Source organism: Kushneria aurantia DSM 21353, assembly GCF_000382245.1.
GTDB classification, from domain to species: Bacteria; Pseudomonadota; Gammaproteobacteria; order Pseudomonadales; family Halomonadaceae; genus Kushneria; species Kushneria aurantia.
On record NZ_KB907876.1, the window covers coordinates 48,616 to 72,918 of the forward strand.

Sequence of the window (24,303 nt, forward strand, 5' to 3'; positions counted from 1 at the left end):
ACGACATCAGCGTGGCGCATCGCCGCCATCGCCGGCGTCGTCATTGTCGGCATCGGGTTTTTTCTCGTGCTCGCTGAGGCGGCGCTCGTCGCTGCGGCGGCGGGCGTCACTCGCGTTATCGTCCCGGCTGGCATCGTCGCTGGCGCGCTGCTCCTGCTCGCCCTCGATAACGCTGTCATCGAACATGCGAACCCGCGCCGGCGGCGCACTGCCGTCCTTCTCCTGGCCGAAGAAGAGCGTGGTGTGCGGGAAGGGAATCTCGATGCCGGCGGCATCAAAATGCTTCTTGACCAGCCGGTTGAAGGCGCGTCCCACGCCCCACTGGGTGCCGGGCTTGACCTTGATCATGATACGGATATTGACCGAGCTGTCGGCCAGCGCGATCACGCCCGGTACCGTCATCTCCTCCAGCACGTTGTCCTTCTGCTCCTCGTCCTCCAGCAGTTCGGCGAAGGCCTGGTGCAGATGGTGAATGGCGTCGTCGACATTTTCACGGTAGGCGATGCCGTACTCACCCACGTGGTAGGCGAAATCACGCATGTAGTTGGAGACGGTATCCACCGACGAGAAGGGAATGACGTGGTAGGTGCCATTCAGCGCGCGCAGCCCCACCGAACGGATGGTGATCTTCTCGGCGGTACCGGTCAGCCCCGCCACGCCCACGACATCGCCGGTGTTCATGGCATTTTCAAGCTGAATGAAGACACCGGTAATGATGTCCTGCACCAGCTTCTGGGCACCGAAGCCGATCGCCAGGCCGATGACACCGGCACCGGCAATCAGCGGCCCGATATTGATGCCGATCTGCGACAGCACGATCAGAAGCGTCATGGTCACGATCAGTATCAGCACCGCATTGCGAAACAGCGACAGCAGGGTCTGCTCCCGCGCGCTGGGTGCCGAGGCAGCGCTCAGGCGGTGCTCGATGAAGCTCGCCACCACTGTCCAGATCAGGGTAGCGATGCCGAGGATGATCGCCACGTGCACGATCATACTGATGACAAGCGCACCGCTGTCGGAGGCCAGCCAGCCCGGCAGATCGAAGACGCTCCAGGCGTCCAGCACCACCAGCACCACGAAAATGCTGAGCAGGATGCGCAGCCCCTTGAGAGCCTTGGGCACATAGGAGTTGACACGATTTTCCAGCATCGGCAGGCGCTCGCTCAGGCTCGACGAGAGCCGGATACGCCGGGCCAGCGCAATGGTCAAAAGCGACGACAGCAGAATGCCGATACCGATCGCCAGCAGCGTCTGCAGGGTGGCATGGGCCATAAAGGGCAGCGCCTCGGCGGGCTGCAGCTGGCTGACCAGCAGCAGCACGGTAAAGTAGGCGATCGCCAGCACATGCCAGATGCGGCCCAGCAGACGCAGCAGTGTGCCCAGGAAGGCAAAATTGGTGCGATCGGCACGGGCGTCCAGAGCGTCGCGCAGCACGGTGCGGTGTTTGATGATAAAGCGCACGGCGTAGATATAGACCACCAGCATGACCACCAGGCTGAGCAGTTGTCCCGCCGCCGGCGACAGCATGGCGTTGACCATGGGCACCGCCACCAGCAGGCCGTAGCCGGTCACACCCACCACGATCGCCAGCCAGCGGTTCCAGCGCGCCGCCGTGCTACGGCTCATCTCGAAAAGACGCAGCGAGTCATAGCGGGTAGAGAACACCATCCTGATCAACGCCTTGACCACCTCGACCATCACGAAGGCGTTGATAAAAAGGGATTCGGTGCGCCCCACCTCGCCCGCCTGCCCGGAGAAGAACAGGCTCACCATATAGCCCACTGCGCCGGCCAGCAGCACCAGGGCGACATCGATAATCAGCGCCCCGATAACAACCGCGCAGCGCTTGAACAGCGCCCCGGCCGCCGTGGCATTGCGCTTTCTCTCACGCTCTTCGAGCTGTTCGCTGTCGTCGCCGCCGGCCATCGGCCGTACGCTGTCCTCCAGAGCAGGATCATTATCATGCGCGGCGGCACCGACGCTTTCGCCGGTCGCGGTATCCAGCGGCGCCGGTTTGGCCGCGGTCCAGCGGTCAAAGCGGCTGTAGATCGGCGACACCATCGCGCGCAGAAGCAAAAAGGCCACGACCGTGGAGATCGCGGCAAAGGCAAAAGCGATCAGAATACGGCTCCACTCGGCCCACGGCAGGCCGGCACCCTGGCCACTACCGGCGCTGCGAAAGGCTGCGACAGCGTTGCTGACGGTGTCTCCCACTTCGCCGGCAAAGCTCTGGGTAATCTCGGCGATCTGGCCGCCCAGCGAGGCCGGCGGTTCACTCTCCTGCGCCGGCTCCGAACTGCCTTCAGCCGAGGGCGCCTCGCCCTGGGCGATGGCGCGCAGCTGTTCGATCAGTTGATTGCGCGTCTGTTCGTTCGACAGCATGTCGGCCAGCGCCGCCGAAGAGACCTGCGGCGACGCCTGGCCACTGCCCTCCCCCGACTGCGACTCGGCAAGCGCCATCGCCGGCAGAGCGGTGATCAGTAGAATCAAAAGCGGTAGACGACACCATCCTGCGAGCCTGAGCAAAGCCACGGGCACACTCCATGTTGTGTTGGATGAGGTTTGATAGGCGAAGCGCAACCCTGTCGCGCGCCATGGACAGTCATCAAGCGACAATATGCCCATTATGGATGCCAGCCAATATAGCCTGGCGTTTCGGTCTCGACCTGAAAAAAGCCGGGGACGGTACGACGACCGTTGTCGGCGCCGATTTTGCCTGCACCAAAACCGTGATGCCAGCCCTGTGACGTCCTGCTTCAGGCCGAGAAGTGGGTATCCAGCGCCCTGCGAATGGGCGCTTCCAGCGCGCTGGCACCGGCTGAGGGGCCGTAGCGGGCGATCACCTGGCCGTCGCGACCGACGAGGAACTTGGTAAAATTCCACTTGATCGGCGTTGAGCCCAGCACGCCGGGCGCCTGCCGGCGAAGCAGACGGAACAGCGGATCGGCGTCGCTGCCGTTGACCCGCACGCGCGCCATCAGCGGAAAGGAGACGCTGTATTCACGCCGGCACCAGGCCTCGATATCGCGGGCCGGAGCGGGCGCCTGACGAGCAAACTGGTTGCAGGGAAAGCCCAGTACGGTGAAGCCCTGATCGCGATGGGCACGGTAGAGCTTTTCGAGCCCGGCCAGCTGTGGCGTGAAGCGACACTCGGTGGCGATATTGACCACCAGCAACACCTGCCCGCGCAGAGCGCGCAGATTGAAGGGTTCACCGTTGCAGTCCCGACAGTCCTGTTGATAGATATGCATGGCTTTGGACCGAATGGTGCGATTGGCAATGTTTTAACATAGTCGATAACCCGGTCGTCACATCAAACCCGGCGCTGGGCAGCGATATAACGATTGGGCACCATGGTCACCCGACTGCCGTGGAAAGTGTCATGAAACTGCGTCACATCGAAGTGTTTCACGCCCTGATGCGCTGCGGCAGCGTCAGCGCCGCCGCACGCCATCTCAACGTTTCGCAGCCCAGCGTGACCCGCGTACTGGCACATGCCGAGGCAAGCCTTGGCGTGCGCCTTTTCGACCGCCATGCGCGCGGCATGACGCCGACACCGGAAGCACAGCGACTGTGGCCGAACATCGAATCGATGGTCGGCCAGCTCGATGCGCTGGAGCAGCTCGGCCAGCAGCTGCGCCACGGCGTCGACCGCCACCTGCGCCTTGGCGCCTCCCATACGCTGGGCCTGTCGATACTGCCGCAGGCGGTCATCGATCTGCAGCGCGAAATGCCGGCGCTGCACATCGAACTGGCCACCTCGCACTTCTCGACCCTGTGCGAAGAGCTCGTGACCCATCGCCTCGATCTGGCCCTGGCCTTCGAGCAGCCGCTACCCACCGGCATTGCCGGAGAGCCGCTGGCACAGGCGCCGATGCAGGCCCTGGTACCGCGGGAGATGACCGCACCGGCGAGCGTCAGCCTCGCCTGGCTGCACCGCCGCGGCCTGATCGCCATGCCCGGCGACGATCCGCTGGGGCGGCGGCTCGACGAGGCGCTGACGGCTGCCGGTCTGGATGATACCGCGCCCCGGCTGCGGGTCAGAACCTATAGCCTGATCGCCGAACTGGTGATTGCCGGCGGCGGTACCGGGGTCGTCGACCCACTCACCGCCGAGCGCTACCGGGAGCAGGTACAGATTGTACCGCTCGACCCACCGCTGGAGATGAGTGTCACCCTGCTACACGCCGAGCACACGCCGCTCTCCCATCCCGGTCAGCGGTTGCGCGAGCTGCTGTATCAGCGCCTGAGCGTTCGCGACGAGGTATAGCCTCGGGCTATACCCTCTGGACGAATCGGCATTCGAAAGCATGAGGGTTTTGTCGGAGACTGAATGGATATCCTGCTCACTTTGGCATTCGGAGCCTCCATGACGACCCCTGACTACCGTCCCGCCGAGATTCATGCCCCCTATCTGCTCTTTCTGGGCGATATCGAGGACAGCGTGTCGGCCAAGATGGCCCGCGCCGTGGTGACCTGGCGCCCCGACAAGGCAGTTGGCCAACTGCGCATGACCGGATCGACCGTCAGCGTCGGTATCGAGGATCTGAGCATTGCAGAGGCAGTCGCGCGCGGCGCCCGCACCCTGGTGATCGGCGTGGCCAACTCCGGCGGCAAGCTGCCGGGCCACTGGCGCGACGTCATCGTCGAGGCGATCCGCCACGGCATGGATGTCGCCAGCGGCATGCACCAGCGCCTGACCGCCATCGAAGGCGTTAACGAACTGGCCCGCGACAAGGGGGTGACGCTGCACGATATCCGCCACAGCCACCCGCCGCTCGAGGTGGGCAACGGCGAACGGCGCCAGGGCACCCGGGTGCTGACCGTGGGCACCGACTGCTCGCTGGGCAAGATGTTCAGCTCGCTGGCGATCCAGCGTGGCCTTGAAGAGGCCGGCGTGCGTGCGCGCTTTCGCGCCACCGGCCAGTGCGGCGTACTGGTCGCCGGTGAAGGGGTAGCGATCGACGCCGTAATCGCCGACTTCATCGCCGGTGCGGTAGAGTGGCTGAGTCCCGCCGGCGATGACGACCAGTGGGATATCATCGAAGGCCAGGGATCGCTCTTTCACCCCGCCTATGCCGGTGTCAGTCTCGGCCTTCTGCACGGCGCCCAGCCCGACTGGCTGGTGATGTGCCACGAGCTGGGACGCCCCCATATGCGCCACCTGCCCGGCCGGCCAATGCCGGAGATGAGCGCCTGTATCGAGGCCAACCTGTGGGCAGCAAGGGTCACCAATCCCGACGTGCGACTGGCGGGCTTCTCGGTCAACACCTCGAACGTCGACGAAGAGACCGCCAGGCGTGAATTGAAGACGCTGGAGGAGCGCTTCGGCGTACCCGCCACCGACCCCATTCGCTTTGGCATCGCGCCCATTGTCCATGCTCTGACCGGAGGCCGCACCTGATGCGCACCCTCAAACGCTACAGCCGTAGCTGGCTGCTCGACCGCCCCTTCGTCATCGCCCGCAGCCGCAGTACCGAAATCGAAGTCGTCCGCGTCGAACTGCATCAGGACGGCATGGTGGGCGTCGGCGAGAGCAAGCCGACATCGCGCTACGGTCACTCGATCGAATCGATTCTGGCCGAGATCGACGACATTACTGCCGAGATCGAGGGCGGACTCGACCGTCAGCAGCTGCTCGAGGCCCTGCCGGCCGGGCCTGCGCGCAACGCGCTCGACTGCGCCCTGTGGTCGCTGGAGTGCGCTCTGGAAGGCACAACGCCCACCGCACGGCTGGGACCAGTGCCGGGTAGCGCCATCGTCACCGCCCATACCATCTCGATTGCCACCCCCGAGGAGATGGCCGACGCGACGCGACGCGAACTGGCCGGCGGCGCACGACTGCTCAAGATCAAGCTCGACGACGACCGGGTCATCGAACGTATGCAGGCAGTGCGCGCGGCGGCGCCCGAGGCAAGGCTGATTATCGACGCCAACGAGGCCTGGCCGGCATCGCAACTCGAGGCCTGGTGTCACGCCCTGGCCGAGCTGGGCGTGGAGATGATCGAACAACCGCTGCCCGCCGGCGAGGATGCAGCGCTTGCGACCTTTGCTCACCCGGTACCGATCTGCGCCGACGAGAGCTGCCACACGCGCGACGATATCGAAGCGCTCGGGGATCGCTACGACATGGTCAATATCAAGCTCGACAAGAGCGGTGGGCTGACCGAGGCGCTGGCCATGGCAGCGCTGGCCGCCGAGTGCGACATGGCCATCATGGTGGGCTGTATGCTGGGCACCTCGATGGCGATGCGCGCCGCTCTGCCGGTAGCCGCGTACGCCTCGATCGTCGACCTGGACGGCCCTATCTGGCTGGCCGAGGATGACGAGCCGGCGCTCGACTACAGCGACGGCACCGTTCGCGAGACGACCTGACCGACGCTGCGCTATGCCGCAATCCACCCCCGCTCGATCAGCAGGGCGAGCGCCTGGCGCGAGTCGGGGGTGGCGTCCTCGACGGCCAGCGCCGCCTGCGGCGCCAGCCACTCGACGCTCTCCACTTCGCTGGCCTGCAGGTGCAGCGATTGCCCCTCGTAATGGGCCAGATAGACACTACCGAAGGCGTTCATGCCGTCAGCGAAACGCTGCTCGCCGCAGTACGTGAGCGGCAGCTTCAGCCCCAGCTCCTCGGCCAGTTCCCGCGCCGCCGCCTGATGAAAGCTCTCGCCGGCATCCACCACGCCGCCGGCGCACAGATCGCGATAGCCGGGAAAGATGTCCTTGATGGTCGTGCGCCGCTGCACGCAGAGCGCGCCCTCCGAATTCAGCACGAAGATATAGACGGCGCGGTGCCACATGCGTAGCCGCCGCATCTCGCAGCGTCGTGCAGTTCCGACCGGTTGGTTGCGGGTATTCACCAGCTGAACGCGCACATTGGCAGGCATCATGACACTCTCCCTGTCGTGGAAAATACAGCCCGGGAGGTGAGCCACCCGGTGCCCATCGATAATCACGGCTACTGCCGATATTCGCTCAAGGTTTCGAGCGTCAGCGGATTCTCTCGCAGCGGCCTCGGGATAGCCGCCTGCAAAGCGGTAGAAGGCGCCACATTCATCGTACCAGACGGAGACCACCGGAAGGCTGTGCAACATTCATGGTCGCAATGGCAGGTCGACAGACGTATCGCGTCGATTATCGACAATATCCTTTTGGGTATACCATGACCGCCTGGCGCCGCGTTTTGCCTGTTTCGGCGTTCAGGATGTATTTCCTTTACCACCCGATCATTACGACAAGGCACAAGTCGGATAGATATGGCGCATAACTTTGGACGTACCTGGTGGGGCCAGCAGTGGCTGGCGGCTTTTGATGGCATCGACCACAGCAATCGGTTGCCACGGGGACGGCGTTACGCCAATAACGGCTCGGTACGCTCGATCCATATCGACAATGGCGCGACAAGCGCCCGCGTCAAGGGTTCGAGGTCCGCACCCTACAAGGTCCATATTGCCCTGCCGGCCTTTTCCGATGCCGAGCAGCGGACCGTGCTGGACACGGTAAAAGCCGACCCGGTGCTATTATCGCGACTGCTCAACCGCCAGTTGCCGCCACAAGTATCAAGCCGGCTCGAAACGCAGCGGATTTGGCTGTTTCCGCGTTCGTGGCGCGATCTGAAGGCGAAATGCTCCTGTCCCGACGGCGCACTCCCCTGCAAACATATCGCGGCGGTGATCTATCTGATTGCCAATGAAATCGACAAGGATCCGTTTCTGGTCTTCACCCTCCATGGTCTGGATCTGGTCGACAGACTGACGGCCCAAATGGCGCTGGCGCCCGCAACACTGTCGACGCTGCCGGTATTGTCGCAGGGTTGGTCGACAACACCGTCCAACACTGACAACCAGCCGCCATCGATCGAAGCCCTTGGCGCTATCGACTGGTCTCATATCCCGCCGCTCGAATCGCGGATTTTTACGATCCTCTCGGCAGAGCCGCTGTTTCACGACAAGGACTTTCGCCAGATTCTGGCGGCCCAATACCAGCGCACGCGCCGCGCCGCTCGACGTTTCAACCAGGCGACCACGACTGTCTGGCAGAAGTTCGAGAAGCTGACGGATCTGACGGCCATTATCGACGATAGTGGCCAACTGATCGAGATGCGTGCCAGCAATCGCCAGGGCGGCGAGGTCGTCCGCCACAGCCACCCGCCGAGTGCGCTGCAGGACCTGCTGGCCGGGCTGCACCTGCTGCCTGCCGAGCGCGAGCCACGACTCAGCCCCGGCGTGGCACTGTGGCGCATATTGCTGCGTTGCGCGCTCGGGTTGATCGAGCAGGGGGCATTCATACCGATGGTGGCGACCAATGTCCGGGAAGAGACGATCATTGTCTGGCAGCCGGCACGTCTGGCCGAACCGGTCGAGACCCTGTTCGAGCAGCTGTGCGCACTGTGTCCGTCGGCATTGGTGCAGCAGCGCGCCAACCCGCAGGGAGGCGGCAAAAACGATGCCTGTGCCGAAGCAGCAACACAGATCACCGCCGCACTGAACCTGCTGCTCGGCCTCTTTATCCGCATCGGCTTCCATAGCAATGCCGAATCGCGCCGCGACGATCCGGTCCAACAGCTGTTTTTCAACGCCCGCCCGCTACGTTTCGAGACTTTCGAGACGCGCCGAACGCCGCAGTTGATCGCTCATTGGCTACGCCGCCTGACGCTGGGCGAGCGCGCCCATCGGCTGAGCCTGATGGTCGAGGAAGCCGACGATGACCGCCTGGCCGTGACCCTGGCGGTCGAGCATCAGGGCGGCTACCAACCCATCGCGAGCTGGCTTGCGGCTGATGAAAATCGCCTGGCCAGGGCCGATGTGCTGGCCGATCTGGCGGTGCTGGCGGACTATTTCCCGGATGTCGAAGAGCTGTATGCCGGCCAGCATGGTGCGGCAGCCGGCAACCGCGAGTTACGCTTCACGCTGGCAACCTTCACGCCCATCATCCGTGATGTGCTGCCGGCGCTGCGCATGCTGGGCATCAATGTCATGTTGCCCAGAGCGCTGCAGCAGTTGGCCCGCCCACGGGCGAGCCTGTCGCTGTCGGCTTCGGACAGTGACAGCGCAGTAAGTTATCTCAATCTCGAACAACTGCTGGCGTTCGACTGGCAGGTAGCCATCGGTGACCAGCATGTCTCGATCGACGAATTCCGCCAACTCGTCGACAACGCCACAGGTCTGGTGCGGATCAGGGATCGCTACGTGATGATTGACGCGGGCGAGGTCCGCCAGTTGCTCGACAGACTGGAGACGCCGCCGGCCCAACTGTCGCGCGTCGAACTGCTGCAAGCCGGTCTGAGCGGCGAACTCGACGACGCTGAAGTCACCACGAACAGGGACGCCAGAGCGCTGTTCGATCAACTCATTCGGCCTCAATCGCCACCGCCGCTACCGACGACCCTCACCGCTCGCCTGCGGCCCTATCAGCAGCGTGGCTTCGAATGGCTGGCTGACAATGCCCGGCTGGGCTTTGGCGCCCTGCTGGCCGACGACATGGGGCTGGGCAAGACCCTGCAACTGATCGCACTGCTGGCCCATCTCAAGGCGACGCAGCGTCTCGCCTCGGGCGCCCTGATCGTCGTGCCCACGCCGCTGTTGACCAACTGGCGCCACGAGTTCGAACGCTTCGCAGCGGACCTGACAGTGCAGGTTTATCACGGGCCCGAGCGCCAACTGGCACGCCACGATCACGACGTTATCCTGACCAGCTACGGACTGGCGCGCACGGACGCCGGCAAGCTGGCCAAACCGGTCTGGACACTGGTCGCCATCGACGAGGCACAGAATATCAAAAACCCGGCGTCGGCCCAGGCCAAAGCGGTCAAACGTCTCAAGGCCTATACCCGCATCGCGCTCTCCGGCACACCGGTGGAAAACCGCCTGCGCGAATACTGGTCGGTGTTCGATTTTATCAATCCCGGGTATCTCGGTACCCAAAAGCGGTTTGCCAGGACGTTCGCCACGCCCATAGAGCGCGATCGCGATCAGGCCACGCTGGACAGGTTTCGCGCCATTACCGCGCCCTTCATCCTGCGCCGACTCAAGAGCGACACCTCGATCATCGCCGACCTGCCCGACAAGATCGAAGCCAACCGCTACTGCACGCTGAGCGCCGAACAGGCGTCGCTGTACCAGAGCAGCGTGGAGACGATCATGGCCAGCCTGGCCAGCAGCGAAGACGGCATCGAACGGCGCGGTATCATCTTTAAACTGCTCAACGCCCTCAAACAGATCTGCAACAGCCCGGCCCAGTTTGCCGGTCGCAAGACGGCGGATGTCGAGGGTTCCGGCAAGCTGGCGGCGCTCATCGGTATCATGCGCGAGGTCGACGCCGCCGACGAAAAGGCACTGATTTTCACTCAGTACACCACCATGGGCGAGTTGCTCGGCACAGCACTACGCGATGAACTCGATCTCGAAGCCCCTTTCCTGCACGGCGGCCTCACCCGCAAGCAGCGCGACGACATGGTCGAGGCCTTCCAGGGCGACGCCGGCCCACGCGCCCTGATCGTCTCTCTCAAGGCCGGCGGTACCGGCCTCAATCTCACCGCCGCCAGCCAGGTGATCCATTACGACCTATGGTGGAATCCGGCGGTCGAAGCCCAGGCCACCGATCGCGCCTACCGGATTGGCCAGCGTCGCAATGTCACTGTCCACCGCCTGATTACCGAAAACACCTTTGAAGAGAAGATCGACGCCATGATCCGTTCCAAAAGAGAGCTGGCCGATCTGACTGTGGCCAGCGGTGAACAGTGGATTAGCGAGCTGTCCGACAGCGAACTGCGGGATCTGGTGGCGTATCAGCCGTGAACCGAAACACCGCCAGACTCAGGCCTTTTTGACGAATTCGGACTTGAGTTTCATGGCGCCAATGCCCTCGATTTTGCAGTCGCTATCATGATCGCCTTCGACGAGGCGGATGCTCCTGACCCTGGTGCCTATCTTGACGACCCGAGTCTAGGTGTATGGTGAACCGCATTGCGGACAGAGGGGAAGCTGGCTCATATCGGTTTCCACGGTAAATAAAGGCGCAGGGTGACAAAATCCGCAGCATGATAATCGCAAACGGCACGCCATCCCGGCTCCAGCCTGTCCGGGGCAGGTGCGGAACATCATCTTGTGGAAGGACGCAGTAGTGGGACAGAGCAGCTTACCGGCATTACCACCCTTGTATAAAAAAAGGCTTCGCAAGCGAAGCCCGAAAGAAAGCCATCACGATGAAATGAAAGGAACAGCCGGACGGCTCGGCAAGCGACGAGCCCAACGTCCTGCTGTCTATCCATATTCTGCCAGCTGTAAAAGAATTGTCCAGTTTTCAGGGGCTATCGTGCTGATTTATTTTACAATCACCCTGATAGAAATCGGGTCGTGCACAGCACCTGCTTTACTGTACATTAGGGAAGCGCTGAATAAATCGCCGAACAAGATGAAGGGCAAGGCGCACGGAACGCAGAAGACGAGACATAACATGGGGTTAGGCGAGTCTTCGACCGGGCTGGCGCACCAGTACCGCGCAACGTAGTCATTCGCTCGTGCAGGCATTTATGCAGTGGTTCCTTAGCTGTACTCCTGACAGCGTTATGGTCACAAACCCATCAGCCCCTCGAAAAGCACAGGCTGGCTGACTACGCTTTCAGATTGATATGACCCGATTCGACATCGGCCGATGCCGCTGTCGCTGCGCTACCCACGTCAACGGAGGACCATCCATGGGTATATTTTCTTCTTCCAACGAACAAAAAGTGCGGCGCCGACTCAAGGACTACGAGTCGGAGCTGAACCGTCGCGGAGCGCAGGCACTGGCACGCTATGAGGACGAACTGGAGAGCAGCGGTCGACGTATGCGCGACCGCGTGCGCAGCGCCGGCGACGACGTCAGTAAACACTGGAACCGTACCCGCGACCGCCTCGGCGACGAAGGTCAGCGCGCCTGGGCGATGACGGAAGAGAGCGCACGCGATATTGATCGCCATGTGCATGAAAACGCCTGGGCCTACATCGGTGCCGGTGTGGCTGTCGGCGTGGTTGCCGGTGTGCTGCTGGGACGCGGCAAATTCTGACCTCCCCCGCACCAACCACTCATCCGCCGCCCCCGGGCGGCGGATAGCGCTCTGCCGCTATACAGGCACACTCGCAGCGACATCATGACTCTCCCACTCGGGCCACGGCCGAAGCTCGATGTTTTATACTGTTAGTGCAGGATACGAATACCTTTCAATCTGCCCGACAGAGAAGAGGAGACGTCTCATGTATCGTTCAATGCTCGTTGCCATCGATGGTTCGGGTAACGCCAACAAGGCGCTGGAAGTCGCCCTGCAGCTGGCGCGTGGTTCCGGCGCAAAACTCTATCTGATACATGTGCCCTCGCATCTGCCCGCCGAGGATGCACTGGGGCGCCAGACCGGGGCCAGCAGTATCAACGAGACGCCGGAGAGCTTTCGCGAAGCCGGCCTGCAGATCGTCAACACCGCTATTGGGACACTTGATCTTGCCGGCATCGTCACCGAAACACTGATCGTCGACGGTAAACCCGCCGAGGCCATCCTGGATCAGGCCAGGCGACATGATGTCGACGCTATCGTCATGGGCCACCGCGGCCTCGGCCATGTGGCGGAAATGATGGGTGGCAGCGTATCGCGATATGTTAATCATCACGCCGCCTGTCGCGTCATTACGGTGAGCTGATCAACGTGGCCTCGAAAGGGGTCTGACTCAATGGCGCTGGTGGCGTTCCTTCTGCCAGCGCCGGAAGGTCTTCCAGCCGATCATCACAATCAGCGGGAAGAACAGTAGCGTCAGAATGGCGCCGGAAGTGATAAAGAAAAACTGCAGCACACCCTCGCTCATGAATGACTCCACTTGATGAATCAGGAATGAATAACGGCCGGCCGGGCTACATGCGCAGATAACTGCCGTCGAAGTCGGCAAAACCGATCAGCCGGTCGAGATCGGGAATGGAGACCTGGTGGCGATCACGATAGACCAGCCCCTTCTCTCGCAGCTGGGTGAAGACCCGACTGACGTGTACCGGGGTCAACCCCATGGTGTCCGCCAGCATTTGCTGTGAAAGGGGCAGACGGAAGTCCTTCTCGAGATCGGGGTTGGTGCGGGAGAGCCGGCTTCGCATTTCGCAGATGAAGTGGCTCAACCGTGTCTGGGCGCTGCGTCGACCGAGGTTGATCATGCGCTCGACCAGCATCGACTGCTGTGTTGCGGCAATGGAGAAAAAAGTGTGGGTCAGACGCGGCGAGTTTTCGAAGATGTCATCGAGATGGCGCAGCGGAAAGCGACACAGGGTGCATTCGGTGACGGTTTCGACATTGGCCTGATGCGTTCTGGCCGAGAACTCGCGTAGACCGATCACATCGCCGGGCAGAAAGATATCAAGAATCATGCGACTGCCATCTTCCAGCGTGTAGCTGCTGAATGCCCAGCCCTTGCTGAGTACCGCCATCTCCTCGGAGGGATCGCCCTCCTTCCACATCAACTTGCCGGCCGCCACCTTTTCGGGCGATTTTTCCAGCGCTGACAGTAAATCGACCTCGAGCTGACCGAGCCTGGTGAAATACTGAAAATGCCGAACCATGCAGCTCTTATGCGCCATTGGGACTGCCCCCGGAAATTTATATCAGTTATCAGGTCATATTATGCTGGCACCCTGATAGCCGGGGTCACAATCGCTGGCAACGAGCAGGAAAGCAAGCAGGACGTCAGTAGCGGGAACCGACGCTTTTCGAAGCGCTGGTGCCGGTGGTCGGACTCGAACCGACACGGAGTATTAGTCCGGCGGATTTTGAATCCGCTGCGTCTACCAATTTCGCCACACCGGCCGGCGCCTGATGCGCCACGTATTATACGAGGCGCCATCGACACGTCAATGACGCCGCCAAACGTCCCGGGTATCATGCGCCCTTCTTTAACTTCATCTCGCTTCGGACTTTCATGCAGCGCGCCGATTTTCACTTCGACCTGCCCGATGAACTGATCGCCCGCTACCCCACCGAGCAGCGCAGCGACTGCCGCCTGCTGTGCGTCGACGGCACCAGCGGTGCTCTGGCCCACCAACGCTTTACCGATCTGCTCAACCATCTCGCGCCGGGCGACCTGGTGGTGTTCAACGATACCCGCGTCATTCCCGCCCGCCTGTTCGGCCACAAGGCAAGCGGCGGGCGCGTCGAGATGCTGCTCGAACGCCCACTCGATCCCCATCGTGGACTGGCCCACCTGCGTGCCAGCCGCGCGCCGGCGGTCGGCACACGGCTGGCCTTCGAGGGCGGCATCGTCGCGGTGGTCGAGGGCCGCCGCGAGGCGCTCTTCGAGCTGCGCTTCGAGGGCGACACGCCGCTGATTGCGCTGCTGGAAGCACACGGCCACATGCCGCTGCCGCCCTACATCGAGCGCGCCGACGAGGCCTCGGATCGCGAACGCTACCAGACGGTCTACGCCCGTCGCGACGGTGCGGTGGCGGCGCCCACTGCGGGGCTGCATTTCGACGATGCAATGATGGCGGAGATGTCTCGCCGCGGCATCGAACAGGCCTTCGTCACCCTCCATGTGGGTGCGGGTACCTTCCAGCCGGTGCGGGTCGACGATATCACCGAACACGCCATGCACAGTGAGTGGATCGAGGTGAGTGAAACCGTCGCCGAACAGGTACGTACTACCAGGCAACGGGGCAATCGCGTCATCGCCGTGGGCACCACCAGCGTGCGCTGCCTTGAAACGGCCGCCAGCACTGGCGACATTGGCGCCTTCAGCGGCGATACCGATATTTTCATCTACCCGGGCTATCGCTGGCGCTGCGTCGATGCACTGGTGACCAACTTCCACCTGCCGGAATCGACACTGCTGATGCTGGTCGCGTCTTTTGCCGGCCACGACAGCGTGATGCGCGCCTATCGTGAGGCCGTCGCCGACGGCTACGCCTTTTTCAGCTACGGCGATGCCATGTATCTGACCCGCGCCGATCAATGAGCCCGCACACCATTCCGGCAGAATCGCAAGCAGAGCTTTGATGAGAAACGAATGCTTCATGCGCTTTACGCGCATCGCTGAAGACGGCCGCGCCCGCCGTGGTCGCCTCACCTTCCCGCGCGGCACGGTGGAGACGCCGGCCTTCATGCCGGTAGGCACCTACGGCACGGTCAAGGGCATGACACCGCCGGAGGTCGAAAATACCGGCGCCGATATCATCCTTGGCAACACCTTTCACCTCTGGCTACGCCCGGGCACCGAAGTGATCGAGGCGCACGGTGACCTGCACGACTTTTCGCAGTGGCAGCGGCCAATCCTGACCGACTCCGGCGGTTTTCAGGTCTTCTCGCTGGGTGAGATGCGCAAAATTACCGAGGCCGGCGTGCACTTCCGCTCGCCGGTAGACGGCGCGAAGGTTTTCATGGGACCCGAAGAGTCAATGGCGGTGCAGCGCGCGCTGGGTTCGGACGTCGTGATGATCTTCGACGAGTGCACGCCCTGGCCGGCCAGCTTCGAAGAAGCCGAGCGCTCGATGGCCATGTCGCTGCGCTGGGCAAAGCGCTCCTTCGACGCCCACGGTGACTCCCCGGCGGCGCTGTTCGGCATCATTCAGGGCGGCATGTACCGCGAGCTGCGCGAGAAGTCGCTGGCCGGACTCGAGGAGATCGGCTTTGACGGCATGGCGATCGGCGGGCTGTCGGTGGGCGAGCCGAAGGAGGAGATGATCGCCATGCTCGACTATCTGCCCGGCCTGATGCCGGCGCACAAGCCGCGCTATCTGATGGGCGTGGGGCGCCCGGAGGACCTGGTCGAAGGCGTACGTCGCGGCATCGACATGTTCGACTGCGTGATGCCCACCCGCAATGCGCGCAACGGCCATCTGTTTACCTTCGATGGCGTGGTTCGCATCCGTAATGCGACACATCGTCACGATACCGGGCCACTGGAGCCGGGCTGCGACTGCTACACCTGTCGGCACTTCTCCCGCAGCTATCTACACCATCTCGATCGCTGCGGCGAGATGCTCGGCGCCCAGCTCAATACCATCCACAACCTGCGACATTATCAGCGTCTGATGAGCGGTTTGCGCAGGGCTATCGAAGCGGGTACATTGGCGGACTTCGTGGCGGCGTTCTACGCCCGCCGGGGGCTCGACACCCCGGCGCTGGCCGATTGAAGGAGCGTCGACGCCGCGTCGGATGCCCTATCCGACATGATTGAACAAGAGCTATTCCGAGGACATTTCATGCTCGAATTTCTGATTCCGGCCGCCATGGCCGAGGGCGGCGCCGGTGCCGCCGGTGGTGGTGGCGCCATCGCCCAGATCGTCATGCTGGTCGGTTTTGTGCTGATCTTCTACTTCCTGCTGTGGCGCCCGCAGTCCAAACGCGCCAAGGCGCACAAGAAGCTGATGTCGGAACTTTCCAGGGGCGACGAGGTCACCATCAGCGGTGGCCTGATGGGCCGCCTGACCCAGGTGGGCGACGAGTTCATCAGCATGGAGATCGCCGAGGGCACCGAAGTCAACGTGCAGAAAAGCTCTGTCGTCAACGTGCTCCCCAAGGGTACGCTGAAGTCGATCTGAGACTTTTCAGCAGCAGCTGAATGGCCGCCGGAAATCGCCATTCACAGCGCCCGGGCGACACATCTCCGGGGCGCAGCGGGGCTCGACAGATGGCGCCGGTCATCGGTCGAGCCCCGTGGCTATCGACGGTAACGTCGCGTCCTGAAGGGCTTTCCAGCCCCGCTCGCCGCCAACCGCCGATCTTCCCACGAGCTCTTTCGAGTACACCGCCAATCAGGACAGGGCCCCGATGCTCAACCGCTATCCATTATGGAAGTATCTGCTGATACTTCTCGTGATCATTGTGGGCGTGCTTTACGCGCTGCCGAATCTATACCCCAAGGACCCCGCCATCCAGATCAGCGGCGCCAACGCCAGCGCCACGGTGAGCGGCGACGAGATGAACCGCGTCGCCCGGGCCCTGGAGGATGCCGGCATCAACGTCGCGTCGCGCAGTATCGATAACGGCACCGGTCTGTTCAGGCTCGCCAGTGACAATCAGCAGACCAGAGCCCGCGATATCGCCGGCGAGCTGCTGGGCCAGCAGTACACGGTAGCGCTCAACCTTGCCGACTCCACGCCGCAGTGGCTGCGTGCCATCGGCGCCAAGCCGATGAATCTCGGCCTCGATCTGCGCGGCGGTGTGCACTTCCTGCTGGAAGTGGATATGGACGCTGCCATCGAACAGCGCCTTGAGCTCAACGCCAGCGCCATGCGCGACACCCTGCGCAGCGAGGGCATTCGCTATCGCGACAGCGAAGCGAGCGATCAGACCCTGTCGTTCAGCTTCGCCAGTGAAGCGGACCGCGACCGGGCGCGTTCGCTGCTCGCCTCGCAGTATCAGAACTACAGCTTCAGCAATACCGACGAGGGACGTCCGGGCCTGACGCTGTCGCTCAACCCGCAGGCGGTCAGCGAAATTCAGGACTACGCCATCAACCAGAACCTCACTACCCTGCGCAATCGCGTCAACGAGCTGGGGGTTTCCGAGCCGCTGGTACAGCGCCAGGGGCCCAATCGCATCGTGGTCGAGCTGCCGGGGGTGCAGGATACCGCCGAGGCCAAGCGTATCGTCGGCGCCACCGCCAACCTCGAGTTCCGCCTCGAAGCGACCGACAGCACGCCGGAAGATCAGCGCCAGACGTTCTCCTTCCGCAATGATGACAGCCGCCGCGCCGCACTGGAGCGTGACGTCATCATCACCGGTGACCGCGTCTCCAACGCCAGTACCTCCTTCGATGAGAGCGGCCGGCCGCAGGTCAACATCAACCTCGACGGCCAGGGCGGCAGCCAGATGAACCGCGCCAGCCGCGCCAATATCGGCCGTAATATGGCGGTGCTCTATATCGAGCACCGTACCCGTGACCGCACAGTGATGAAAAATGGCGAGCAGGTCACCGAGCGGGTGCCCTACACCGAGCGCGGCATCATCAGTCTGGCCACCATCCAGAGCGCACTGGGCAACCAGTTCCGCATCACCGGGCTGGACTCCCCCGCCGAGGCGCGCGAACTGTCGCTGCTGCTGCGCTCCGGCTCGCTGGCGGCACCGATCTACTTCGCCCAGGAGCGTACCATCGGCCCCAGCCTCGGCCAGCAGAACATCGAGCGCGGCGTCATTTCCGTCATTGTCGGCCTGCTGCTGGTAGTCGCCTTCATGATCGCCCGCTACAAGGCCTTCGGGGTAATCGCCAACCTGTCGCTGGCGGTCAATCTGGTATTGCTGATCGCCGCCATGTCGGTGCTCGGCGCTACTCTGACGCTACCCGGCATCGCCGGTATCGTGCTTACGCTGGGCATGGCGGTGGACGCCAACGTGCTGATCTTCGAGCGCATTCGCGAAGAGCTGCGCGCGCGACCGATACAGCAGGCGATCCACGCCGGCTACGAGCGCGCCTTCACCTCCATCGTCGACGCCAACATCACCACCCTGCTGGTGGCGGTCATTCTGTTCTCGATCGGCACCGGACCGGTGCGCGGCTTCGCCGTCACCCTGTCGCTGGGTATTATCACCTCGGTGTTCACCGCTGTGATGGTCAGTCGCGCCATTACCAACCTGAGCGTGGGTGGCAAGTCGATCAAGAAGCTCTGGATCTGAGGAGAGCGCGAAGATGACGCAGATAGATTTCATGGGCAAACGCCGCATCGCCTACGCGGTATCGATCATCCTGGCGGTGGTCGCCCTCGGCGCGCTGACCTTCAAGGGGCTCAATCTGGGGCTCGACTTCACCGGCGGCACTCAGGTCGAGGTGCGTTACCAGAACGCCCCGCAGCTCGACCAGGTGCGCGAGCGTCTCGAAGAAGGCGATTTCGGCAACTTCTCGGTGCAGACCTTCGGCGCCAACACCGACATTCTGGTGCGCCTGCAGCAGAGCTTCGACGAGGGCGTCGGCACCCAGGTCGTCGATGCCCTGCGCAGTGCCGGTAACTCGGTCGAGCTGGTGCGCGCCGAGTATGTCGGCGCTCAGGTCGGCGATCAGCTGCGCGATCAGAGCGGGCTGGGCATGCTGATTGCGCTGGGCGTGGTGGCGCTCTATGTCGCCTTCCGCTTCCAGTACAAGTTCGCTCTCGGCGCGCTGATCTCGCTGGGCCACGACGTGGTGATCCTGCTGGGCTTTTTCGCCCTGCTGGGGCTGGATTTCGATCTCACCGTGCTGGCCGCGGTGCTGGCAGTGATCGGCTATTCGCTCAACGACACCATCATCGTCTATGACCGCATCCGCGAAAACATCCGCCGCTCCCAGTCCAATGACCTGGTGAAAATCTTCAACGAGGCCATCAACCAGACCCTGTCGCGCACCCTCTCCACCTCGGGGACCACCCTGCTGGTGCTGCTGGCGCTGTTCTTTCTCGGCGGCGACATGATCCACAACTTCTCGCTGGCGCTGATCGTCGGCGTGGTGCTGGGCACCTTCTCGTCGATCTACGTCGCTGCCGCCATGCTGCTGTTGGTACACCTGGAGCGCGAGGATCTGATTCCGGCGCAGAAGGAGAACGCGGTCGACGACGAGGCGCCCTGAACGGCGTCTTCGCGCAGGCGCCAGCCGTGCTGCGCAACGCAAAAGCAAAAGGGCCCGCCCGGCAGTGCCGGACGGGCCCTTTCGATTTACGCCAGCTGGCGGGAATTCAGGCGGGCCCCGGATCCAGCGTCGCAGTCAGGCTGCCCAGCGTCTGCACCAGCTGCTTGAAAAGACGCGGCGAGGCGGCCATCAGCGCGCCCTCCTCGACGATCTGCGGTGAGCCGTTCGGCGTTCCGGAGAGCGCTCCGCACTCCTTGAGCGCCAGCGATGTGATATTCAGGTCCTGCTCGTCGAGCCCCAACACGAAGGCGGCATCGAGACGGCCATCGCACAGCTCCAGCATATCGATCAGCGGACAGCCGGAAGCGCGCAGCGCCTCGACCCGTTTGCCCAGCTGAGCGGTCAGGGTTTGCCAGGTGGTGAACCAGCGTTCGCGCATCCAGCTCTCCGGCAGCCCCAGCGCCACACGTGTGCCGTCGATCGCGTGGCGCGACGGCACCCGCATGCGGCGATCGTTGTGATGCGCGCCGCGGCCGCGGCTGATCAGATATTCATCGTCAGTGAAGGGCGAGATCACCACCGCGTGCTCCGGACGCCCCTTGTAGAGGCACACCACCGACAGCGCGCAGCCCGAGGTGCCGGCAGCGAGATTGGTGTAGCCGTGAAAGAGCTCGACCTTCCAGTGGTAGTCACGCCCTTCGCCGCGCCCCTCCTGCCAGCCGATATAGCGACCGGAAAGACCGTGTTCGGGGTAGCCACGGGCAAACTGACCGGCGATATGGCGCTCGGCGCGGCTTGCCGCATCGGCCAGCAGGGCGTCAAGGGTGTTGTCCTCGCGAGCGATATCGAGGCGGTCGCGAACGCGAACGAACTGCTCCTGGGCGCCGCGCAGCGCGCGCAGGGCAAACTGGACCATCGGATGCATGGAAAGTCCTCGGGTGATGAGAGCTTTTAAAGAGCGATCGAGAAAAGTGTGGTGCGCCGTTCTTCCATTGCCGGCGCACGCCGATAAAATGGGCCGCTGATCCTATCAGAGCCCGCACCGGGCAGCCAGCCCTGCGCCTTTTACAGGCGCGTGACGGCTTTCAACAACCTCATTCAGGACAGGCAAGGCAGGTCAATGCTCGAGCGCATCAAGATCGTTTTGATCGGCACCAGTCACCCCGGCAATATTGGCGCCGCTGCCCGGGCGATGAAAACCATGGGGCTGTCGCGGCTGGTGCTGGTGGCACCACGCTGTGAAGGGATAACCCCTGAGTCGGTGTCGCGCGCTTCCGGCGCCGACGATATTCTGGACACCACACCGACGCTGGAGACCCTTGAAGCGGCAGTGGCCGACTGCCACTGGGTGGTAGGCGCCAGCGCCCGCTCACGCCACCTGCCCTGGCCACTGTGCTCGCCGCGCCAGCTCGCCGACCGCCTGCCGGGCGAGATGCAGGCCGGCACGGACAGCGTGGCGCTGGTCTTCGGTCGCGAGGATAGCGGGCTTTCCAACGAGGAACTGCAGCGCTGCCACAGCCACGTACATATTCCCACCTCGGAAACCTACAGCTCGCTGAACCTGGCCGCCGCCGTTCAGGTGCTCGCCTACGAATGCCGCCAGGCCTGGCTGAGCACACAGCAGCCCGCGTCTGATCGGCACCCGGCGCCGTTCGGCGTCGAGTGGGACAACCCGCTTGCCGGCCATGACGATACCGAACGCTTTTTCACGCATCTCGAGCGTACCCTGATCGACATCGGCTTCCACGACCCGCGCAACCCGCGCCAATTGATGGCACGACTGCGCCGACTCTTTCTGCGCAGCCGCCCGGACGCCATGGAGATCAACATCCTGCGCGGCATTCTGGGTCGCGTCGACCGCCTGGCTCGGCGCTCGGAAGCCACCGCCACCGGCGACAGCAGCCGGCGCCATTGTTGACCGCATCGCTCGGGAATACGCATAATTGTGCTTTGATATAGCCAGTGGATCCCGACCATGCGCTTGACGACCCGGGGCCGCTACGCCGTCACCGCCATGCTCGATCTGGCGCTGCACGGCAACGGCTCGCCCATCAGCCTCGCCGATATTTCGACGCGCCAGCAGATCTCGCTTTCGTATCTGGAGCAGCTGTTTGCCCGTCTGCGGCGCCAGGGGCTGGTGAGCAGCGTGCGCGGTCCCGGCGGCGGCTATCTGCTGGCCCATCCGCCGGCACAGATTTCGGTGGCGCGGGTGATCGACGCGGTCAACGAGTCGGTCGATGCGACCCGCTGTCAGGGCGCCGGCGACTGCCAGCAGGGCGATACCTGCCTGACGCACTATCTATGGAGTGACCTGTCGGACGCCATTCACGACTTTCTCGATGCGATCACCCTCGATGAGCTGATGGCGCGACGCGACGTACGCGCTATCGCGGGTCGACAGACCGGCCACGAGGAAGAGGCCATACGACTGGTGCCGACGGCTGAAACCTGATCTTGCCGGCGCCCGCTGCGGCCCGCCATTTCGCCAGGACAACTGCTCATGAACGCACAGCCCGTCTATCTCGATTACGCCGCCACCACACCGGTCGATCCGCGCGTGGCGGAAGTGATGGCGCGCCATCTCACCCTCGACGGCACCTTCGCCAACCCCGCCTCCCGCAGCCACATGGCGGGCTGGCTGGCGGAGCAGGCGGTGGAGAGCGCACGTCGCCGGGTCAGCGATCTGATCGGCGCCGACCCGCGCGAGATCGTCTGGACCTCGGGGGCTACCGAGGCCGACAACCTGGCGCTGATCGGCTACATGCGCGCCAACCGCGCCCGCGGCACGCACCTGATCACCTCGGCGATCGAACACAAGGCGGTGCTCGACAGCGCCACCGCGCTGGAGCGTGAGGGTTTCGAAGTAACCCGTCTGACGCCGCGAAGCGACGGCAGCATCGACCCGCGGCACCTTGCCGACGCCCTGCGCGAGGATACCGTGCTGGTGTCGCTGATGGCGGTCAACAACGAGCTGGGCAGCATCAACGATCTCGCAGCGCTGGGCGCTATCTGCGCCGAACACGGCGTTGCCTTTCACGTCGATGCCGCCCAGGCCGCCGGGCGAGTATCGCTCGATGTCGGCACACTGCCCATCGACCTGCTGTCACTGTCGGCGCACAAGGCCTACGGACCCAAGGGCATCGGCGCGCTTTTCGTGCGCCGCGGCGTGCGGCTCGAGGCCCTGATCCACGGCGGTGGTCATGAGCGCGGTATGCGCTCGGGCACCCTGGCGACCCATCAGATCGTCGGCATGGGCGAGGCGATCTCGCTGATCGAGCAGCAGTGCGACAGCGATATGCGCCATGTGAGGGCACTGAGCGAACGCTTCTGCCACGGCTTGAACGCACTCGATGGGGTGTGGATCAACGCCGCACAGGGTGAACGGGTACCGCATATTCTCAACATCGGCTGCGAGGGCGTCGACGGCGAATCACTGCTGATGGCGCTGCGCGGCCTGGCGGTATCGACCGGCTCGGCCTGTAATTCGGCCAGCGTCGACCCCTCCTACGTGCTGACCGGCATCGGCGTGCCGCGCGACCGCGCGCTGGCCTCGATCCGCTTCAGCTTCGGGCGCTTCACCACTGAAAATGATATCGACCGGGCACTCAACGAACTCGGTCAGGCACTGGGGTCGCTGAGACAGCGCGAGAGCGCATAGGCCGCCACGACCATTTTTAACGCAACCACTACCGCCACTTTTTACGATCTACCGGGAGGAGACCAGCATGGCCCGGATCACCATTTCCGAAGCCGCCGCCCATCAAATTCGCCACGTGCTCGACGAGCGCGGCAGCGGCGAGGGGCTGCGCGTCGCGGTCAAACCCAGCGGCTGCTCCGGCTACAGCTACGTGCTCGATTTCGCCGACCGCGTCGAAACCGGCGACGAAGTTTTCGAGGAGCACGGCGTGCGCGTTATCGTCGACCACGAGGCGCTCAACGTGCTCGACGGCACCGAGGTGGACTACGTCAGTGAAGGTCTGAACCGCTTCTTTCGCTTCAACAATCCCAACGTGCGCGACGAGTGCGGCTGCGGCGAGAGCTTCAGCGTCTGACACCCGTCGATCAGGGCGCGGCGGATGCATGTCAGCGCACAGCCGGCTATAATGGCGCGCTTTTCGCCGCGGCCGAGCGTCTGATGCGCTCGTTCGATATCGGCGTCACGAGATACCGCACCCGACGCAACGGCGACGCTTTCGGGTAGCCCCATTCAGTACTGGCAAGGAGCCTTTCATGGCACAGCAACGCACCCTCTCCATCATCAAGCCGGACGCAGTGGGCAAAAACGCCATCGGCGACATCATCGCCCGCTTCGAGAAGGCCGGCCTGGCCGTGGTGGCCTGCAAGATGCTGCACCTCTCGCAGGAGAAGGCCGAAGGTTTCTATGCCGAGCACCGCGAGCGCCCCTTCTTCAATGACCTGGTGGGCTTCATGACCTCCGGCCCGGTGGTCGTGCAGGTGCTCGAGGGCGACAACGCCATCGCCAAAAACCGCGATCTGATGGGCGCCACCGACCCCAAAAAGGCCGAAGCGGGCACCATTCGTGCCGACTTCGCCAGCTCCATCGACGCCAATGCGGTGCATGGCTCCGACTCTCCCGAGTCCGCAGAGCGCGAAATCGACTACTTCTTCGCCGCCGACGAGATCTGCCCGCGCGGCTGAACCGCCACAGGGACTATCCGCGCCCGTCGCGGATAGCCCTCGTTGTCGTTTGCAAGAGCACTGCGTCAACCGCTGAAGCCCGGTGCTTCAGTCGTTTACTCAGTGC

General features: G+C 63.4%; 22 protein-coding genes, 1 tRNA gene and 1 pseudogene. 16 read left to right on the plus strand and 8 right to left on the minus strand.

All coding sequences use genetic code 11. The annotated features are described in order from the left end of the window. Window positions 1-6 precede the first annotated feature (6 nt). The gene (locus H146_RS0111535) at window positions 7-2,532 is read right to left on the minus strand and encodes a mechanosensitive ion channel domain-containing protein (RefSeq protein WP_169433480.1); all 2,526 of its coding nucleotides are present in this window, start codon (window positions 2,530-2,532) and stop codon (window positions 7-9) included. 224 nt (window positions 2,533-2,756) lie between these two features. After that, a complete protein-coding gene (locus tag H146_RS0111540) occupies window positions 2,757-3,251 on the minus strand; it encodes a glutathione peroxidase (protein WP_019952030.1) in 495 nt (164 codons plus the stop codon). 131 nt (window positions 3,252-3,382) lie between these two features. Here H146_RS0111540 and H146_RS0111545 point away from each other — a divergent pair, with 131 nt between their 5' ends. From H146_RS0111545 to dgcA, 3 genes are all read left to right on the plus strand, one after another. After that, window positions 3,383-4,270 carry a LysR family transcriptional regulator gene (locus H146_RS0111545; protein ID WP_019952031.1) on the plus strand — a complete coding sequence of 296 codons (888 nt, stop codon included), beginning with the start codon at window positions 3,383-3,385 and terminating at the stop codon, window positions 4,268-4,270. A gap of 99 nt (window positions 4,271-4,369) precedes the next feature. Further along, a complete protein-coding gene (gene dgcN, locus H146_RS0111550; protein WP_051091010.1) occupies window positions 4,370-5,404 on the plus strand; it encodes an N-acetyltransferase DgcN in 1,035 nt (344 codons plus the stop codon). Continuing rightward, window positions 5,404-6,375, plus strand: coding sequence for an N-acetyl-D-Glu racemase DgcA (dgcA, locus tag H146_RS0111555; protein ID WP_019952033.1), 972 nt, complete (start codon window positions 5,404-5,406; stop codon window positions 6,373-6,375). Before dgcN ends, dgcA begins: the two co-directional genes overlap by 1 nt. Window positions 6,376-6,386: 11 nt before the next feature. On the opposite strand, the gene H146_RS0111560 is transcribed toward dgcA, so the two are convergent. Continuing rightward, the gene (locus H146_RS0111560; protein WP_019952034.1) at window positions 6,387-6,887 is read right to left on the minus strand and encodes an NUDIX hydrolase; all 501 of its coding nucleotides are present in this window, start codon (window positions 6,885-6,887) and stop codon (window positions 6,387-6,389) included. Between the two features lie 366 nt (window positions 6,888-7,253). Between H146_RS0111560 and H146_RS0111565 the strand changes: the two genes are divergently transcribed. Then, the gene (locus H146_RS0111565; protein ID WP_019952035.1) at window positions 7,254-10,793 is read left to right on the plus strand and encodes an SNF2-related protein; all 3,540 of its coding nucleotides are present in this window, start codon (window positions 7,254-7,256) and stop codon (window positions 10,791-10,793) included. 18 nt (window positions 10,794-10,811) lie between these two features. On the opposite strand, the pseudogene H146_RS22330 reads toward H146_RS0111565, so the two are convergent. Further along, window positions 10,812-10,934, minus strand: a pseudogene (locus tag H146_RS22330) (PhnA domain-containing protein); the annotation flags it as partial. Between the two features lie 758 nt (window positions 10,935-11,692). Between H146_RS22330 and H146_RS19210 the strand changes: the two are divergent. Next, window positions 11,693-12,043 (plus strand): glycine zipper domain-containing protein, encoded by a 351-nt coding sequence (locus tag H146_RS19210; protein ID WP_019952037.1) that lies wholly within the window; start codon window positions 11,693-11,695, stop codon window positions 12,041-12,043. 187 nt (window positions 12,044-12,230) lie between these two features. Continuing rightward, window positions 12,231-12,668: a universal stress protein gene (locus tag H146_RS0111580; RefSeq protein ID WP_019952038.1), complete on the plus strand. Its 438-nt coding sequence runs from the start codon at window positions 12,231-12,233 to the stop codon at window positions 12,666-12,668. 27 nt (window positions 12,669-12,695) lie between these two features. Here H146_RS0111580 and H146_RS22335 read toward each other — a convergent pair whose 3' ends face one another. The 3 genes from H146_RS22335 to H146_RS0111595 all read right to left on the minus strand — a co-directional run bounded on the left by H146_RS22335 (window position 12,696) and on the right by H146_RS0111595 (window position 13,813). Continuing rightward, the gene (locus H146_RS22335; RefSeq protein ID WP_019952039.1) at window positions 12,696-12,830 is read right to left on the minus strand and encodes a hypothetical protein; all 135 of its coding nucleotides are present in this window, start codon (window positions 12,828-12,830) and stop codon (window positions 12,696-12,698) included. 46 nt (window positions 12,831-12,876) lie between these two features. Further along, complete coding sequence (locus H146_RS0111590) at window positions 12,877-13,569, minus strand: Crp/Fnr family transcriptional regulator (RefSeq protein ID WP_019952040.1); 693 nt, start codon at window positions 13,567-13,569, stop codon at window positions 12,877-12,879. 156 nt (window positions 13,570-13,725) lie between these two features. Next, window positions 13,726-13,813, minus strand: a tRNA-Leu gene (locus H146_RS0111595). 112 nt (window positions 13,814-13,925) lie between these two features. On the opposite strand from H146_RS0111595, the gene queA reads away from it, so the two are divergent. The 5 genes from queA (at window position 13,926) to secF (ending at window position 19,538) form a co-directional block, all read left to right on the plus strand. Beyond that, window positions 13,926-14,957: a tRNA preQ1(34) S-adenosylmethionine ribosyltransferase-isomerase QueA gene (queA, locus tag H146_RS0111600; protein WP_019952041.1), complete on the plus strand. Its 1,032-nt coding sequence runs from the start codon at window positions 13,926-13,928 to the stop codon at window positions 14,955-14,957. Between the two features lie 58 nt (window positions 14,958-15,015). Next, window positions 15,016-16,134, plus strand: coding sequence for a tRNA guanosine(34) transglycosylase Tgt (gene tgt, locus H146_RS0111605; protein ID WP_019952042.1), 1,119 nt, complete (start codon window positions 15,016-15,018; stop codon window positions 16,132-16,134). Between the two features lie 69 nt (window positions 16,135-16,203). Continuing rightward, complete coding sequence (gene yajC / locus H146_RS0111610) at window positions 16,204-16,542, plus strand: preprotein translocase subunit YajC (RefSeq protein WP_026351932.1); 339 nt, start codon at window positions 16,204-16,206, stop codon at window positions 16,540-16,542. Window positions 16,543-16,771: 229 nt separating this feature from the next. Then, window positions 16,772-18,616 carry a protein translocase subunit SecD gene (gene secD / locus H146_RS0111615; RefSeq protein ID WP_019952044.1) on the plus strand — a complete coding sequence of 615 codons (1,845 nt, stop codon included), beginning with the start codon at window positions 16,772-16,774 and terminating at the stop codon, window positions 18,614-18,616. Window positions 18,617-18,629: 13 nt separating this feature from the next. Continuing rightward, on the plus strand, window positions 18,630-19,538 hold the full coding sequence (gene secF, locus H146_RS0111620) for a protein translocase subunit SecF (RefSeq protein ID WP_019952045.1): 909 nt from the start codon (window positions 18,630-18,632) through the stop codon (window positions 19,536-19,538). Between the two features lie 106 nt (window positions 19,539-19,644). On the opposite strand, the gene H146_RS0111625 is transcribed toward secF, so the two are convergent. Next, complete coding sequence (locus tag H146_RS0111625; RefSeq protein ID WP_019952046.1) at window positions 19,645-20,463, minus strand: inositol monophosphatase family protein; 819 nt, start codon at window positions 20,461-20,463, stop codon at window positions 19,645-19,647. A 195-nt stretch (window positions 20,464-20,658) separates the two neighbouring features. On the opposite strand from H146_RS0111625, the gene H146_RS19215 reads away from it, so the two are divergent. From H146_RS19215 to ndk, 5 genes are all read left to right on the plus strand, one after another. Next, on the plus strand, window positions 20,659-21,456 hold the full coding sequence (locus H146_RS19215; protein ID WP_019952047.1) for an RNA methyltransferase: 798 nt from the start codon (window positions 20,659-20,661) through the stop codon (window positions 21,454-21,456). A 57-nt stretch (window positions 21,457-21,513) separates the two neighbouring features. After that, window positions 21,514-21,990 carry a Fe-S cluster assembly transcriptional regulator IscR gene (gene iscR, locus H146_RS0111635; protein WP_019952048.1) on the plus strand — a complete coding sequence of 159 codons (477 nt, stop codon included), beginning with the start codon at window positions 21,514-21,516 and terminating at the stop codon, window positions 21,988-21,990. 48 nt (window positions 21,991-22,038) lie between these two features. Beyond that, window positions 22,039-23,196 carry an aminotransferase class V-fold PLP-dependent enzyme gene (locus tag H146_RS0111640; RefSeq protein ID WP_019952049.1) on the plus strand — a complete coding sequence of 386 codons (1,158 nt, stop codon included), beginning with the start codon at window positions 22,039-22,041 and terminating at the stop codon, window positions 23,194-23,196. A 67-nt stretch (window positions 23,197-23,263) separates the two neighbouring features. After that, a complete protein-coding gene (locus H146_RS0111645; protein ID WP_019952050.1) occupies window positions 23,264-23,590 on the plus strand; it encodes a HesB/IscA family protein in 327 nt (108 codons plus the stop codon). 178 nt (window positions 23,591-23,768) lie between these two features. Next, complete coding sequence (gene ndk / locus H146_RS0111655) at window positions 23,769-24,197, plus strand: nucleoside-diphosphate kinase (protein WP_019952052.1); 429 nt, start codon at window positions 23,769-23,771, stop codon at window positions 24,195-24,197. The last annotated feature ends 106 nt before the right edge of the window (window positions 24,198-24,303 follow it).

Excerpts from the sequence above, each read along its gene's own strand:
- dgcN (WP_051091010.1), top strand. The coding sequence starts at position 4,370 with ATGACGACCCCTGACTACCGTCCCGCCGAGATTCATGCCCCCTATCTG.
- dgcA (WP_019952033.1), top strand. The coding sequence starts at position 5,404 with ATGCGCACCCTCAAACGCTACAGCCGTAGCTGGCTGCTCGACCGCCCC.
- H146_RS0111590 (WP_019952040.1), bottom strand. The coding sequence starts at position 13,569 with ATGGTTCGGCATTTTCAGTATTTCACCAGGCTCGGTCAGCTCGAGGTC.
- H146_RS0111640 (WP_019952049.1), top strand. The coding sequence starts at position 22,039 with ATGAACGCACAGCCCGTCTATCTCGATTACGCCGCCACCACACCGGTC.
- ndk (WP_019952052.1), top strand. The coding sequence starts at position 23,769 with ATGGCACAGCAACGCACCCTCTCCATCATCAAGCCGGACGCAGTGGGC.
- H146_RS0111580 (WP_019952038.1), top strand. The coding sequence starts at position 12,231 with ATGTATCGTTCAATGCTCGTTGCCATCGATGGTTCGGGTAACGCCAAC.
- H146_RS0111560 (WP_019952034.1), bottom strand. The coding sequence starts at position 6,887 with ATGATGCCTGCCAATGTGCGCGTTCAGCTGGTGAATACCCGCAACCAA.
- H146_RS0111540 (WP_019952030.1), bottom strand. The coding sequence starts at position 3,251 with ATGCATATCTATCAACAGGACTGTCGGGACTGCAACGGTGAACCCTTC.
- tgt (WP_019952042.1), top strand. The coding sequence starts at position 15,016 with ATGCGCTTTACGCGCATCGCTGAAGACGGCCGCGCCCGCCGTGGTCGC.
- secF (WP_019952045.1), top strand. The coding sequence starts at position 18,630 with ATGACGCAGATAGATTTCATGGGCAAACGCCGCATCGCCTACGCGGTA.
- H146_RS0111565 (WP_019952035.1), top strand. The coding sequence starts at position 7,254 with ATGGCGCATAACTTTGGACGTACCTGGTGGGGCCAGCAGTGGCTGGCG.
- H146_RS0111625 (WP_019952046.1), bottom strand. The coding sequence starts at position 20,463 with ATGCATCCGATGGTCCAGTTTGCCCTGCGCGCGCTGCGCGGCGCCCAG.
- iscR (WP_019952048.1), top strand. The coding sequence starts at position 21,514 with ATGCGCTTGACGACCCGGGGCCGCTACGCCGTCACCGCCATGCTCGAT.
- queA (WP_019952041.1), top strand. The coding sequence starts at position 13,926 with ATGCAGCGCGCCGATTTTCACTTCGACCTGCCCGATGAACTGATCGCC.
- secD (WP_019952044.1), top strand. The coding sequence starts at position 16,772 with ATGCTCAACCGCTATCCATTATGGAAGTATCTGCTGATACTTCTCGTG.
- H146_RS22335 (WP_019952039.1), bottom strand. The coding sequence starts at position 12,830 with ATGAGCGAGGGTGTGCTGCAGTTTTTCTTTATCACTTCCGGCGCCATT.
- H146_RS19210 (WP_019952037.1), top strand. The coding sequence starts at position 11,693 with ATGGGTATATTTTCTTCTTCCAACGAACAAAAAGTGCGGCGCCGACTC.
- yajC (WP_026351932.1), top strand. The coding sequence starts at position 16,204 with ATGCTCGAATTTCTGATTCCGGCCGCCATGGCCGAGGGCGGCGCCGGT.
- H146_RS0111545 (WP_019952031.1), top strand. The coding sequence starts at position 3,383 with ATGAAACTGCGTCACATCGAAGTGTTTCACGCCCTGATGCGCTGCGGC.
- H146_RS0111645 (WP_019952050.1), top strand. The coding sequence starts at position 23,264 with ATGGCCCGGATCACCATTTCCGAAGCCGCCGCCCATCAAATTCGCCAC.
- H146_RS19215 (WP_019952047.1), top strand. The coding sequence starts at position 20,659 with ATGCTCGAGCGCATCAAGATCGTTTTGATCGGCACCAGTCACCCCGGC.